This window comes from uncultured Clostridium sp., assembly GCF_963527835.1.
Lineage (GTDB): Bacteria > Bacillota > Clostridia > Clostridiales > Clostridiaceae > Clostridium.
The window spans coordinates 1-13,806 of record NZ_CAURTC010000062.1 but is presented as its reverse complement, the minus strand read 5'-3'; the positions used below and the strand labels follow the sequence as shown (position 1 = coordinate 13,806).

The following is a 13,806-nucleotide window of genomic DNA, read 5'->3' as shown; positions in this document are numbered from 1 at the left end:
ATTAAGTAGGAGGTATGGTCATGAAAAAAGTATTAGTATTTTTAGCAGAAGGTTTTGAGACTATAGAAGCATTATCTGTTGTAGATGTTTGTAATAGGGCTAAGGTAACATGTCATGCATGTAGCCTTACAGAAAATAGAACTGTTAATAGTGCTCATGGAACAATGGTGCTTTGTGATAAATTAATATCAGATAATGATTTAGAAACTTATGATGCAATTGTACTTCCAGGTGGAATGCCAGGATCAACAAATCTTAGAGATAATGAGAAAGTACAATCATTAATAAAGAAATATAATAAAGAAAATAAAATTGTGGCTGCAATATGTGCTGCTCCAATAGCTTTAGCTAAGGCTGGAGTTATTGAAGGAAAGAAGGTTACAAGTTATCCAGGATTTAAAGAGGAACTTGGAAATGTTAATTATGTAGAAGAAGACACAGTAGTTGTGGATGGAAACATAATAACTAGTAGAGGGCCTGCAACTGCCTTAGTATTTGGATTAGAAATATTAAAAAAGTTAGGATATGAAAAAGAAGCAGAGGAAATAAGAGAAGGAATGCTTATTAACTTTTTCTTAGAAAAAGAAGGTAAGTAGCACTTTTATAACTTAAAGAGAGTTGTATCAGAATAACTTAAAAATAAAATTTATAAACATATTTGGAAAATTACTTAGTTAATCTAAGAAGTTTATAGTAAATATTCCATTTATAAATTTTCTTTTGAGTTTTGATACGGCTCTTTTTATTTTTTACAAGCTTATTAGGTATGTTAAAATAGAATAAGATTTAATATATTTGGAGGGAAATATATGCAAAAAATAATTTTAAATAATGGTGTTAGATTATTATATAAATTTAAAGATATAGAACATACATCTTTTTGCATAAGCTTAGAGAGCGGAGCTAATGCAGAAAATAAAGATGAAATAGGAATGGCACATGCCCTAGAGCATATTTTATTTAAAGGAAATGAGAAGCTTAAGGAAGATGAGATAAATGAAAAATTAGATGATTTATTTGGATTTAATAATGCTATGACTAATTTCCCTTATGTTATTTATTATGGAACTACTGCAAAGGAAGATTTTGAAGAAGGATTTTCTTTATATGCAGATATAGTTTTAAATTCAAATCTTCAGGAATTTGGTTTTTCAGAAGAATTAAATGTTATAAAACAAGAAAGTGATGAGTGGAAAGAAGATTTAGAGCAACATGTAGAGGATCTTGCTTTAATGAATGGCTTACCAGATGAAAGAATAGGAAACTTAATAATAGGAGAAAAAAATCATATAGAAGCTATAAGTTTTCAAGGGTTAAAAGATTTTTATGAAAAAAACTATTTAAGTGAAAATATGGTTATCTCAGTTGTTTCTTCTCTTCCTTTAGAAAAAGTAAAAGAGATTGTAGAGAAAAATTTTAATAGGGCAAAGAGAGGAAAAATATCTAAATATAGTTTAGAAAGAAATATTAATTGTGGCATATTCTCTAAAAAGATAGAGGGAAATAATGGGGCAAAAATATGCTGTTTATTTGATATAAACGATTTAAGTATGGAAGAGGTAACTTTACTCAAGGTATTTAATCTTTGGTTTGGTGAAGGGGTAAGCTCCGTATTATATGATGAAATTAGAACTAAGAATGGACTAGCTTATGAAGTTTATAGTGAAGTTAAGTATGAAAAGGGAATAAGATTATTTAAAATTTATTTAGGAACCTCTAAGGAAAAGGAAGAAGAGGCCTTAGGACTTATTGAAAAGTGTATATCAAAGGCTATGGATATAGAAGATTATTTAAGTGAAGAGGGATTAAATAAACTAATAAAGAGATTTAAGCTTAAAAATTCATTAGATTTAGAAAAAAGTATAGTTCTTGCTAATAGAATGGCTATATATGAAACTATGTTTAATAGAGGAGAATATATTTTTGAAGAATTAAACTTAGTTGAAAATTTAAGTTTAAAAGATATGAAAAATTTAATTAAAAGAGTTTTAAAGAAATCCATTGTGCAAATAATTAACTAAGAGGTGATGGCGTGAGAGAGCAATGGCTACTTAAACAAAGAAAAAGAGATGAAATAGAAAGTTTAAAAGAAGAATTAAATATAGATTTATTAACATCTATTCTTTTAGTGAATAGAAATATAAAAGATGAAAAAGATGCCCGTGAATTTTTATTTGGTGGAATTGAAAATTTAAATGACCCATATCTTATGAAAGATATGGAGAAAGGGGTTAAAAGGGTAAAGGAAGCCATAGAAAAGGGAGACAAAATAACCATATATGGAGACTATGATTGCGACGGTGTATCAAGCACTTCAATTCTTTATAAAGGGCTAAAAAGATGCAATGCTAACTTTAATTATCATATTCCAGATAGGGAAGATGAAGGGTATGGTATGAACTCTAAGAGAGTTAAAATTTTAAAGGAAGAGGGTACTAAGGTAATTTTAACTTGTGACAATGGAATCGCAGCCTTTGAAGAAATAGATTTAGCTGAGAAATTAGGCATGGATGTAATATTAACAGATCATCATGATATTCCTTTAGTTAAAGATGAAAATGGAGAGATAAATAAAGAAATTCCAAAGGCTTATGCTGTTATAAATCCTAAACAAGAAGACTGTAATTATCCATTTAAATCCCTATGTGGAGCAGGAATTGCCTTTAAATTTATATGTGCATTATACAAAGAACTAGGGATTCCACAGAAGGAAGCTTTAGAATTATTAGAGATTTGTGCCATTGCTACTGTTTGTGATGTAGTTGATTTATTAGGAGAAAATAGAATAATAGTAAAAAATGGCTTAGAAATGCTTAATAATACTAAAAATAAAGGTTTAATAGCTTTAAAGAAATATACAGGTCTTGAAGGTAAAGAAATGGCACAATATCACTTAGGATTTGTTATAGGCCCTTGTATAAATGCAACTGGAAGACTTGAAACAGCTGACTTATCTGTTGAATTGCTTTTAGCTGAAGATGATGAAAGGGCAGATGCTTTAGCTAAGGAGCTTTTTGAGCTTAACCAAAGAAGACAGGAATTAACTAAAGACAGCGTTGATATGGTAATAAAGCAAATAGAAGATAATAATATGGAAAATGACAAGGTTATTTTAGTTTATAATCCTTATATACATGAAAGTATTGCTGGAATTGTAGCAGGGAGAATAAAAGAAAAATATAATGTTCCTACAATAATAATGACTAAAGGAAAAGATATGCCTAAGGGATCTGCAAGGTCTATAGAGGAATATAATATTTTTGAGGAATTATCAAAATGTAAAGAGCTTATAAGCAAATTTGGAGGACATCCAATGGCTGCTGGTTTATCTGTTGAAGAAAAAAACATACCTATATTAAGAAATATGTTATTAGAAAACTGTAAATTAACAGATTATGATATAATACCAAAGGTTAGAATAGATGTTAAATTACCTTTAGAAAGTTTAAATTATGGATTAGTAGATAGTTTAGATAAGTTAGAACCCTTTGGAAAAGGAAATTCTAGCCCGCTTTTTGGAGAGAAAGATGTTAAAGTAAGCAGGGTTTGGATAATGGGAAAAGAGCAGAATGTAATTAAATTTAGATGTAAATTAAGGAATAGTTACAAAACCATAGATGCCATAGCCTTTGGGAATAAGGTGGAGGAATTTAAAGAAGATTTTGCTAATAAATATGGAGAAGAGGAATTATTAAGAGTATTAGATGGTGGAAACTGCAACTTTAGCGTTGATTTAATTTATTACCCAAACATAAATGAGTTTAATGGGAATAAATCTATTCAAGCTAATGTAAAATACTTTAGATTATAAAATTAAAGGAGCAATATTTTAAAATATTGCTCCAATGTTTTGTATATAATTAGGCATAAATTAATCATATACAATATTAATATTTAATTTTATTTAACAGTAGACTTTAATAGGTTAAGGTTAAATTCCTTTTTCGTATTGTTCTACCATTCTTTTAACCATTTCTCCACCAACGCTTCCGCATTGTTTAGAACTTAAATCTCCATTGTAATCTGAGAATGGTACTCCCATTTCAGCTGCTACTTCATTTTTGAATTTTGATAATCCGTTTTTTGCTTCTGGTACTAAATGTTGTGACATTTTTCATTCCTCCTTAGTTATTAATTGAATTTGTATTACTATTAATTGAGTTTGCATTTATATATTGTGCAGAATAGAGTAAAATATGAGAGGGAATTATAGGAGTTATTACAAAAAAATATTTATAAAACCATAGTTTATTTAAAATATAATAAAATCACATTTTATTAAGGGAGTTGATTTTTTGAAAAAGTATAAAATAATTATGACTGGTGGAGGTTCTGCAGGTCATGTTACCCCAAATTTAGCTTTAGTTCCTAAATTAAAAGAGTTAGGTTTTGAAATAAAATATATAGGAAGTAAAAATGGTATAGAAAAAGAAATAATAACTAAGGAAAATATACCTTATTATTCAATATCCTCAGGTAAGCTTAGAAGATATTTTGATATAAAAAACTTTACAGATCCTTTTAAAGTATTAAAAGGTGTTATGGATGCCTCAAGAATACTTTCAAAAGAAAAACCAGATGTTATATTTTCAAAGGGTGGATTTGTTACAGTACCTGTAGTAATAGCAGCCTCAATGAAAAAAATTCCTGTGGTATCTCATGAATCAGATTTAACCCCTGGATTAGCAAATAAAATAGCATCACCATTTTGTGATACTCTGTGTGTTACATTCCCAGAAAGTTTAAAATATATAAAAGATAATAAAGGGGAATTAACAGGAACACCAATAAGAGAAGACCTTTTAAAGGGAGACAAAGAAAGAGGAAGAAAGTTCTGTAACTTCAAAGAAAATAAAAAGGTTCTTATGATAATTGGTTGTAGTTTAGGTTCAAAAGTTATAAATGAAAGCGTTATAAAAATTTTAAATGAGATATTAAAAGAATATAATGTTATACATTTATGTGGAAAAGGAAACTTAGATGAATCATTAAAGAACTTAGATGGATATAGACAATATGAGTATATATCAGAGGAACTTCCAGATTTAATGGCTTTAGCAGATTTAGTTATTTCTAGAGCAGGGGCAAATACAATATTTGAATTATTAGCTCTTAGAAAGTTAAATATATTAATACCTTTATCAGCTAATGCTTCAAGAGGAGATCAAGTTTTAAATGCTAATTCCTTTGAAAAGAGTGGATATTCTATGGTCATAAAAGAAGAAGAGCTTAATTCAGAATTATTATTAAAATCAATAAAGGATTTAGAAAAAAATAGAGAAAAGTACTTAAATTCCATGAAAATGAGCAAAATAGGCAATGGTGTTAATAATATCATAGATATAATAAAAAAATCGGCACATATGTAAATTTTTATAGTTAATTCTTAGCATATAGTAGAAGTTTTACAAGAATTAAGAATAAACTATGAAAATATGTTTCAAAATATCGGAATATGAAACTTGAAAAATTTCTATCAAAGAGTATAATTATTAATGTCGAGTAAAATTAGTTTTGTATCAAATAATATTGGGCTTTAAGATAAAAGATATTATCAAGTATAAGAGGTGTTTTTATGAGTAAAGTATCAGTAATATATTGGAGCAATGGTGGAAATGTTGAAGTATTAGCAAACACTATTGCAGATGAGTTAACAGATTTAGGAGCAGAGGTTTTAATAAAACATGTTTCAAACGCTAAAGTAGAAGATGTGCTAGAAGCCGATGCAGTAGCTTTAGGCAGCCCTTCAATGGATAATAATAGAATAGAACAATACGATATGGAACCATTTGTTAATCAATTCAAATTAACTCCAAATAACAACAAAAAAATGATCTTATTTGGATCATATGGTTGGGATAATGGAGAGTTCATGGTTGAATGGGTTAAAAGAATGAAAGATTATGGATTCGACGTTGTTGGTAGCTTAGCTGTAAATGAATCACCAAACGATGATGAAATTAATTCAGCAAAAGAATTAGCAAAAAAATTAATAAAATAATACTTATGCTAATAAGTAATTTTAATTAATTACTTTAAATATATTATAATTTTTAAGATTTTAATTTATATATCTACAAAATTAATGAAAGAGAGGTCATCTCAATGGCAATGAGAAAAATGAAAACTATGGATGGTAACACAGCTGCCGCTTATATATCATATGCGTTCACTGATGTTGCAGCAATATTCCCTATCACTCCATCATCACCAATGGCAGAGTGGGTTGATGAAAACAGTGCAAGAGGATTAAAGAACATATTTGGTCAACCTGTAAAAGTAATGGAAATGCAATCAGAAGCAGGTGCTGCTGGAGCAGTTCACGGTTCATTACAAGCTGGAGCTTTAACTACTACTTACACAGCTTCACAAGGTTTATTATTAATGATACCAAACATGTACAAAATAGCTGGTGAATTATTACCATCAGTATTCCATGTATCAGCTAGAGCATTAGCTACTTCAGCATTAAACATCTTCGGTGATCACCAAGACGTTATGGCTGCAAGACAAACTGGATTCGCTATGTTAGCAGAAGGATCAGTTCAAGAAGTTATGGATTTATCAGCAGTTGCTCATTTAGCAGCTCTTAAAGCTAGAATACCTTTCGTAAACTTCTTCGATGGATTCAGAACATCACATGAAATACAAAAAGTTGAACTTTTACAATACGATGAATTAAAAGAATTAGTAGATATGGAAGCTGTAGAAGAGTTCAGAAGAAGAGCTCTTAACCCTAACAAGCCTGTTACAAGAGGTACAGCTCAAAACCCAGACATCTACTTCCAAGAAAGAGAAGCAGTAAACAAATTCTACGATGCAGTTCCAGAAATAGTTGAGAGCTACATGAAAGAAATCACTAAGTTAACTGGTAGAGAGTACAACTGTTTCGATTACTATGGAGCAGCAGATGCTGAAAGAGTTATCGTAGCTATGGGATCAGTTACTGACTTAATAGAAGAAACTGTAGACTACTTAAACGCTAAAGGAGAAAAAGTTGGTTTAATCAAAGTAAGATTATTCAGACCATTCTCAAATGAAAGATTAATAAAAGCAATGCCAAAAACTGTTAAAAAGGTTGCTGTTTTAGATAGAACTAAAGAACCAGGTGCTGCAGGAGAACCTCTATACTTAGAAGTTAAGAATGCATTCTACGGATTAGAAAATGCTCCTGTAATAGTTGGTGGTAGATTCGGATTAGGATCAAAAGATACTGTACCAGCTGATATCGTTGCTGTTTACGAAAACTTAAATAAAGAGGATGCTAAAAATGGATTCACTTTATCAATAGTTGATGACGTAACTAACACTTCATTAGAACCAGTTGGAGACATAGATACTACTCCAGAAGGAACTAAAGCTTGTAAGTTCTGGGGATTAGGATCAGACGGAACAGTTGGAGCTAACAAGAGTGCTATCAAAATCATCGGAGACCATACTGACATGTATGCTCAAGGATACTTTGCATATGACTCTAAAAAATCAGGTGGGGTTACAATTTCTCACTTAAGATTCGGTAAACAACCAATAAAATCACCTTACTTAATAAACAAAGCTGATTTCGTTGCTTGTCATAACCAATCATATGTTAACAAATACTTCGTTTTAGATGGATTAAAGAAAAACGGAACATTCTTATTAAACACTATCTGGACTCCAGAAGAAGTTGCTGAACATTTACCAGCAAGCTATAAGAGATTCTTAGCTGAAAACAACATTAAGTTCTATACTTTAAATGCTGTTAAGATAGCTCAAGAAGTTGGATTAGGTGGAAGAATCAACATGATCATGCAATCAGCATTCTTCAAACTAGCTAACATAATACCAGTAGAAGACGCAGTTAAATACTTAAAAGATGCTGTTGTAACTTCATACGGTAAAAAAGGTGAAAAAGTTGTTAACATGAACCACGCTGCTATAGACAAAGGAATCGACGCTATCGTTGAAATCACTGTTCCAGCTGAGTGGGCTAACGCTAAAGATGAAGTTGTTGAAGCTAAAGAAGTTCCAGCATTCATCAAAAACATTGTTGAACCAATGAACAGATTAGAAGGAGATAAACTTCCTGTATCAGCATTCAACGGAATGGAAGATGGTACTTTCGAACCAGGTACTGCTGCATACGAAAAGAGAGGAATCGGTATAAACATACCAGAATGGATAGCAGACAACTGTATCCAATGTAACCAATGTGCTTACGTTTGTCCTCATGCTACAATAAGACCATTCTTATTAACTGAGGAAGAAGCTAAAAATGCTCCTGCTTCAACTAAGTTAGTTGCTGCTAAAGCATTAAAAACTGAAGAGCCAATGCAATTCACTATGGCTGTAAGTACTTTAGACTGTACTGGATGTGGAAACTGTGCTCAAGTTTGTCCTGCTAAGGAAAAAGCTTTAGTTATGAAACCACAACATACTCAAGAAGATCAAATAGAAGCTTGGGATTACTGTGTAAATGATGTTGCACCTAAGAAAAACCCAATGAACAAAAACACAGTTAAAGGTAGCCAATTCGAGCAACCATTATTCGAGTTCTCAGGAGCTTGTGCTGGTTGTGGAGAAACTCCATATGCTAAACTTATAACTCAATTATTCGGAGATAGAATGATGATAGCTAACGCTACTGGATGTTCATCAATCTGGGGTGGATCAGCTCCTTCAACTCCATACACAACTAACCACAATGGTCATGGACCAGCTTGGGCTAACTCATTATTCGAGGACAACGCTGAATTCGGATTAGGTATGTTCTTAGGAGTTAAAGCTATAAGAGAAAGATTAGTTGATCTTGCTGGAAAAGCAATTGAAGCTGGTGTTAAACCAGAAGCTAAAGAAGCTTTAGAAGCTTGGATAGCTGAAGTTGACAACGGAGAAGGAACTAGAGATAGAGCTGACGCTGTTGTAGCTGCATTACAAGGTGAAACTAACGAGTTCGCTAAAGAAATATTAAAAGACCAAGACTACTTAGCTAAGAGATCACAATGGATCTTCGGTGGAGACGGATGGGCTTACGACATCGGTTACGGTGGAGTTGACCACGTTTTAGCTAGTGGAGAAGATGTAAACATACTTGTTATGGATACAGAAATCTACTCAAATACTGGTGGTCAGGCTTCTAAATCAACTCCAACTGCTGCTATCGCTAAATTCGCTGCTGCAGGTAAGAGAACTAAGAAGAAAGATTTAGGAATGATGGCTATGAGCTATGGTTATGTATATGTTGCTCAAATAGCTATGGGTGCAGATAAGAACCAAACTCTTAAAGCTATAGCTGAAGCTGAAGCATACAAAGGACCATCATTAATAATAGCTTACGCTCCATGTATCAGCCACGGATTAAAAGCTGGTATGGGTAACTCTCAATTAGAAGAGAAGAGAGCTGTTGAATGCGGATACTGGGCTATGTACAGATTCAACCCAATGTTAAAAGAAACTGGTAAGAATCCATTCTCATTAGACTCTAAAGAACCAACTGGTGATTTCAGAGAATTCATAATGGGAGAAGTTAGATACGCTGCATTAGCAAAAGCATTCCCAGAAGCTGCTGAAGCTTTATTCGAAAAGACTGAAAGAGATGCTAAAGAAAGATTAGAAAACTACAAAAAACTTGCTGCAAACTAGTAAGTAGTAGATAACTAATTACGTTTAATATATATTGATTGAAGTATAAAGTAATATAAGAGTTAGAGTATTTATGCTCTAACTCTTATTTTTTGTTTAAATTTATTTTCATATGATAAGTGTATTGGGGTTATATAATTAAGAAAGATAATTTATAAAGTAAAAATAATTAATAATCTATTTTTATAAAAGATAAAACTATAAATATCAATTTAAAATAAGAATTAAATATCTTTATATAGATATGAATATTAATAATTTTGTATAGGGATAAATATTAATAATTTTTAAATATAAAATTATTATATGATCAATTAGAAAAAATAAAATTTTAAATAAATAAATATTCTTTTTTATATTTATTCAATAAATTTTTAATAAAATGTTAATTAAATAACTCTCTTTATGATATTAAGTTAAAGAGGAAGAAAATAAAAGAAAATTGAAGCATTTTAGAGAAAAATAAAACTAATAGAATAAATTAATAATTAATACAGAAAAATGAAAGAATGAAACTTTTGAATAAATTGTTAACAAAGGTTATTATTTAAATATAGTTGGTAGCTATTATTCAAGACAAAAATTTAGAGCGTGATAAATTTTTGTCTTAGGTAATAGTTGTTAATTGTTAAAGCTTAAGTATTAAACTTAAGTTTCTAAAATTATAAATTAAACAATAACAACAGAGGAGGCGTTTATTATGCCAAGTAAATCAAGTGCAAATGCAAAAACACTTACTTTGTTTGGGTTCTTTGCTATGACAGCATCAATGGTAATGACAGTATATGAATACCCTACATTTGCAACATCAGGATTTCATTTAGTATTTTTCTTAATCGTAGGCGGACTTTTATGGTTCTTACCAGTTGCATTATGTGCAGCAGAAATGGCAACTGTAGATGGATGGGAAGAAGGCGGTATCTTTGCTTGGGTAGGTAATACTTTAGGTGAAAGATGGGGATTCGCAGCGATCTTCTTCCAATGGTTCCAAATAACAGTTGGATTTGTTACAATGATTTATTTTATATTAGGGGCTCTATCTTATGTGCTAAATTGGCCAGCATTAAATAGTAATCCATTAATAAAATTTATAGGTGTTTTAATCATATTCTGGGGATTAACTTTCTCACAATTTGGAGGAACTAAAAATACAGCTAAAATAGCTAAAGCAGGATTTGTTTTCGGAGTTGTAGTTCCAGCAATTATATTATTTATATTAGGTATAATGTACATAGCAAAAGGTAATCCAGTACACGTTGATTTAAGTGCACATGCTCTTATACCTGACTTTACAAAGGTAAATACATTAGTTGTATTCGTATCATTTATATTAGCATACATGGGAGTTGAAGCATCAGCATCACATGTTAATAAATTAGAAAATGCAAGCAAAAACTATCCATTAGCTATGTTTATACTTGTTGTATTAGCAATAGTTCTTAATACAGTAGGTGGTTTAACAGTAGCAGCAGTTATTCCTGCTGAGCAATTAAACTTAAGTGCTGGTGTTGTTCAAACATTCCATCAATTAGTAGTTGTAAACTTAGGTGAAAGTTTTGATTGGATAACAAGAATAGTAGCTTTACTATTAGCTTTAGGAGTTATGGCAGAAGTAAGTTCATGGGTTGTAGGTCCTTCAGAAGGTATGTATGCAGCAGCTAAAAAAGGATTATTACCTAAAAAATTAACTGAAGTTAATAATCATGAAGTTCCAGTTCCATTAGTATTAGTTCAAGGTTTAGTAGTTACTATATGGGCAGCTGTTTTAACATTTGGCGGTGGTGGAAATAACGTTTCATTCCTTACTGCAATATCATTAACAGTTGTTATATACTTAGTTGGATATTTATTATTCTTCATAGGATATATTATTTTAATATTAAAACATGGAGATTTAAAACGTGCTTATCATGTACCAGGTGGAAAAACATTTAAGATGATAGTAGCAATAGCAGGATTCGCTGTATCAGTATTTGCTTTAGTTATTTCATTCGTACCACCATCACAATTAACAGGAAAAAGTGTATCAGAATATTTAACTATACTATCAATAAGTTTCATAGTAACAGTTTTAATTCCATTTATAATTTATGCTTTACATGATAAATGGAATAAATAGCAGAAATAAATTAGAGTTATATTTGAAGTAGCCTAAAAGTATAGGCTACTTCAAACATTTTATAGAGAAATAATTAAAAGTTTTGAAATTTTAACTATGTAATAAAAGAGGTGAGGAGTATGAATTATTATATAAGCATATTATTTAGAGCCATACCATTATTAATGGGAATAATATGCCTTACTTATGGATCATACATATATACACTTGGAGATAAATTTGGCAATGGATATATAATAGCTAGTCATGTAATAATATTTTTTACTGCCATATGTATAGCTTTATTTACTACAGCAGCAACAATAATAAGACAATTAATAAATAAATATAATTCATTTTTTAAGTTTATTCTCCCTACCATTGGATATTTATGTGCAGCAATAAGTATGGTAGGAGGATTATATTTTGCTTTAAACAATGGAGGAAATCCTGCATATTTTGTGGCTGGAAACATAGGCTTTGGTGTGGGACTGATAGCATGTTGTGTATCTACAGTGGCATTATCATCAACAAAGTTTTTGCTTATACCAAGTAATAGTAAAAATTTAAAAGAAGGTGAAAAACCTAAGGGATGTTTTAGTAAAGAAATGTCCTATGTACTTATAGCTATTCCTATATTATGTACTTTAATAGGACTAATATTTTCATTTAATCTCTTAAGACATACAGATAAGGTACCTAGTTTGGTAGCTGGATTTGTACTATTTGGCATATCTTTAGTTTGTGGAAGTTTAATATCATTAGTAGCTAGTGTTTGTAGACAAATACAAAATACTTTTACTAATAAGGAGCGTTGGAAATGGTCCATATTAGTTATTGTATTAGGAAGTATAAACCTTATATTAGGAATATGTGTGCTTTTATTTAGTAAAAATCAAACTTTTATAGCACCGGGATATGTATTAATAGGTTTAGGGTTAGTATGCTATAGTATTTCAAGTAAGGTATTATTACTTGCTTCAGTGTGGAGAAGAAAGAGTAAGTTATCTAAGAGAATTCCTTTAATACCTGTTATAACAGCCTTAGCTTGTTTATTTTTATCAGCATATTTATCAGAGGCTGAATTAGTTAACATGGCATATTTTGTACCAGCTCATGTCATGGTTGGATTAGGAGCTATATGCTTCACATTATTCTCCATAGTGTCAATATTAGAGAGTGGTACATCAAATTAAATTTATGTATTTTATGGAAGTGAATTTTTAAGGATTCACTTCTTTTTTTATAAATATTTAATGAAAATAAAGGTTTATAAATATTGAATCTATTAAGGTGTTATTGAAAAGAAATTTTTTGCTTAAATATTTAATAAAATGTTAATGAAATATAAATTTCAAAATATATTTTATATAAGGATATATTTAATCAACATTTTGTTATATATGCATTATTTTATTAAAATATGAAATAATAAGTTTGTTTGAAATAAAATAATTAAAAATATGGAGCTTATTTTAAGTATTTATTAATAAAAATCATTCTAAAATATTTTATAGAGAAAAAAAGAGGAAATTGAAGAAATTAAGAGTATTAGAGAGAAAATTTAAATGTTAATAAATAAATAATAAAATATTAACAAAATGTAACGAATTGACGAATTTAAATATTATACCAAAAGGTGTATTATATAAATAACTTGATGAGGTAGTCATTAAGGTAATATAGATAAAATGATTTATATAACTAAAAATTACTCTTAATTTCTTGAATGTTATGAAGAGATTAAGAGTGGTTTTTAGCTAAATTAGGAGGTATTTAAAATGCTTTTTGGAAAAAATGAATTAGGTAGTCAATTTGAAACACCAATATTTGGTACTGTGGAAAGTAATGAATCTATTCCTAAATATGAATTAGCTAAAAAATCAATTGCACCACAAGTTGCATATAGATTAATTAAGGATGACTTACTAGATGAAGGTAATGCTCGTCAAAACTTATGTACTTTCTGTCAAACTTACATGGATGATGAAGCTGTAAAATTAATGGCAGAAACATTAGAAAAAAATGCTATAGATAAATCAGAATATCCTCAAACAACTGATTTAGAAAATCGTTGTGTAAATATA

At 30.0% G+C, this 13,806-nt stretch carries 9 protein-coding genes and 1 pseudogene; 9 read left to right on the top strand and 1 reads right to left on the bottom strand.

The annotated features are described in order from the left end of the window. The first annotated feature begins 20 nt into the window (after positions 1-20). The 3 genes from RYM86_RS17845 (at position 21) to recJ (ending at position 3,811) form a co-directional block, all read left to right on the top strand. Positions 21-596 carry a DJ-1 family glyoxalase III gene (locus tag RYM86_RS17845; RefSeq protein ID WP_004457853.1) on the top strand — a complete coding sequence of 192 codons (576 nt, stop codon included), beginning with the start codon at positions 21-23 and terminating at the stop codon, positions 594-596. A gap of 213 nt (positions 597-809) precedes the next feature. Then, positions 810-2,021: a pitrilysin family protein gene (locus tag RYM86_RS17840; RefSeq protein WP_315082165.1), complete on the top strand. Its 1,212-nt coding sequence runs from the start codon at positions 810-812 to the stop codon at positions 2,019-2,021. 11 nt (positions 2,022-2,032) lie between these two features. Continuing rightward, positions 2,033-3,811: a single-stranded-DNA-specific exonuclease RecJ gene (gene recJ, locus RYM86_RS17835; RefSeq protein WP_283691613.1), complete on the top strand. Its 1,779-nt coding sequence runs from the start codon at positions 2,033-2,035 to the stop codon at positions 3,809-3,811. A gap of 120 nt (positions 3,812-3,931) precedes the next feature. Here recJ and RYM86_RS17830 read toward each other — a convergent pair whose 3' ends face one another. Further along, entirely contained in the window at positions 3,932-4,111 is a 180-nt protein-coding gene (locus RYM86_RS17830) for an alpha/beta-type small acid-soluble spore protein (RefSeq protein ID WP_003451068.1), read from the bottom strand. Positions 4,112-4,295: 184 nt separating this feature from the next. On the opposite strand from RYM86_RS17830, the gene RYM86_RS17825 reads away from it, so the two are divergent. The 6 genes and pseudogenes from RYM86_RS17825 to RYM86_RS17800 form a co-directional block, all read left to right on the top strand. Further along, entirely contained in the window at positions 4,296-5,369 is a 1,074-nt protein-coding gene (locus RYM86_RS17825) for an undecaprenyldiphospho-muramoylpentapeptide beta-N-acetylglucosaminyltransferase (protein WP_315082164.1), read from the top strand. Positions 5,370-5,575: 206 nt separating this feature from the next. Continuing rightward, positions 5,576-6,001, top strand: coding sequence for a flavodoxin (locus RYM86_RS17820; protein ID WP_003451301.1), 426 nt, complete (start codon positions 5,576-5,578; stop codon positions 5,999-6,001). A gap of 110 nt (positions 6,002-6,111) precedes the next feature. Continuing rightward, positions 6,112-9,621: a pyruvate:ferredoxin (flavodoxin) oxidoreductase gene (nifJ, locus tag RYM86_RS17815; RefSeq protein WP_025647475.1), complete on the top strand. Its 3,510-nt coding sequence runs from the start codon at positions 6,112-6,114 to the stop codon at positions 9,619-9,621. Positions 9,622-10,321: 700 nt separating this feature from the next. Then, positions 10,322-11,740, top strand: coding sequence for a glutamate:gamma-aminobutyrate antiporter (gene gadC, locus RYM86_RS17810; protein WP_003454789.1), 1,419 nt, complete (start codon positions 10,322-10,324; stop codon positions 11,738-11,740). Positions 11,741-11,859: 119 nt separating this feature from the next. Beyond that, the gene (locus RYM86_RS17805; RefSeq protein WP_111916390.1) at positions 11,860-12,915 is read left to right on the top strand and encodes a DUF2776 domain-containing protein; all 1,056 of its coding nucleotides are present in this window, start codon (positions 11,860-11,862) and stop codon (positions 12,913-12,915) included. A 585-nt stretch (positions 12,916-13,500) separates the two neighbouring features. Further along, positions 13,501-13,806, top strand: a pseudogene (locus RYM86_RS17800) (glutamate decarboxylase); the annotation flags it as partial.

Coding starts and splice junctions, on each gene's coding strand:
- RYM86_RS17845 (WP_004457853.1), top strand. CDS start 21: ATGAAAAAAGTATTAGTATTTTTAGCAGAAGGTTTTGAGACTATAGAA.
- nifJ (WP_025647475.1), top strand. CDS start 6,112: ATGAGAAAAATGAAAACTATGGATGGTAACACAGCTGCCGCTTATATA.
- gadC (WP_003454789.1), top strand. CDS start 10,322: ATGCCAAGTAAATCAAGTGCAAATGCAAAAACACTTACTTTGTTTGGG.
- RYM86_RS17830 (WP_003451068.1), bottom strand. CDS start 4,111: ATGTCACAACATTTAGTACCAGAAGCAAAAAACGGATTATCAAAATTC.
- RYM86_RS17805 (WP_111916390.1), top strand. CDS start 11,860: ATGAATTATTATATAAGCATATTATTTAGAGCCATACCATTATTAATG.
- RYM86_RS17820 (WP_003451301.1), top strand. CDS start 5,576: ATGAGTAAAGTATCAGTAATATATTGGAGCAATGGTGGAAATGTTGAA.
- RYM86_RS17840 (WP_315082165.1), top strand. CDS start 810: ATGCAAAAAATAATTTTAAATAATGGTGTTAGATTATTATATAAATTT.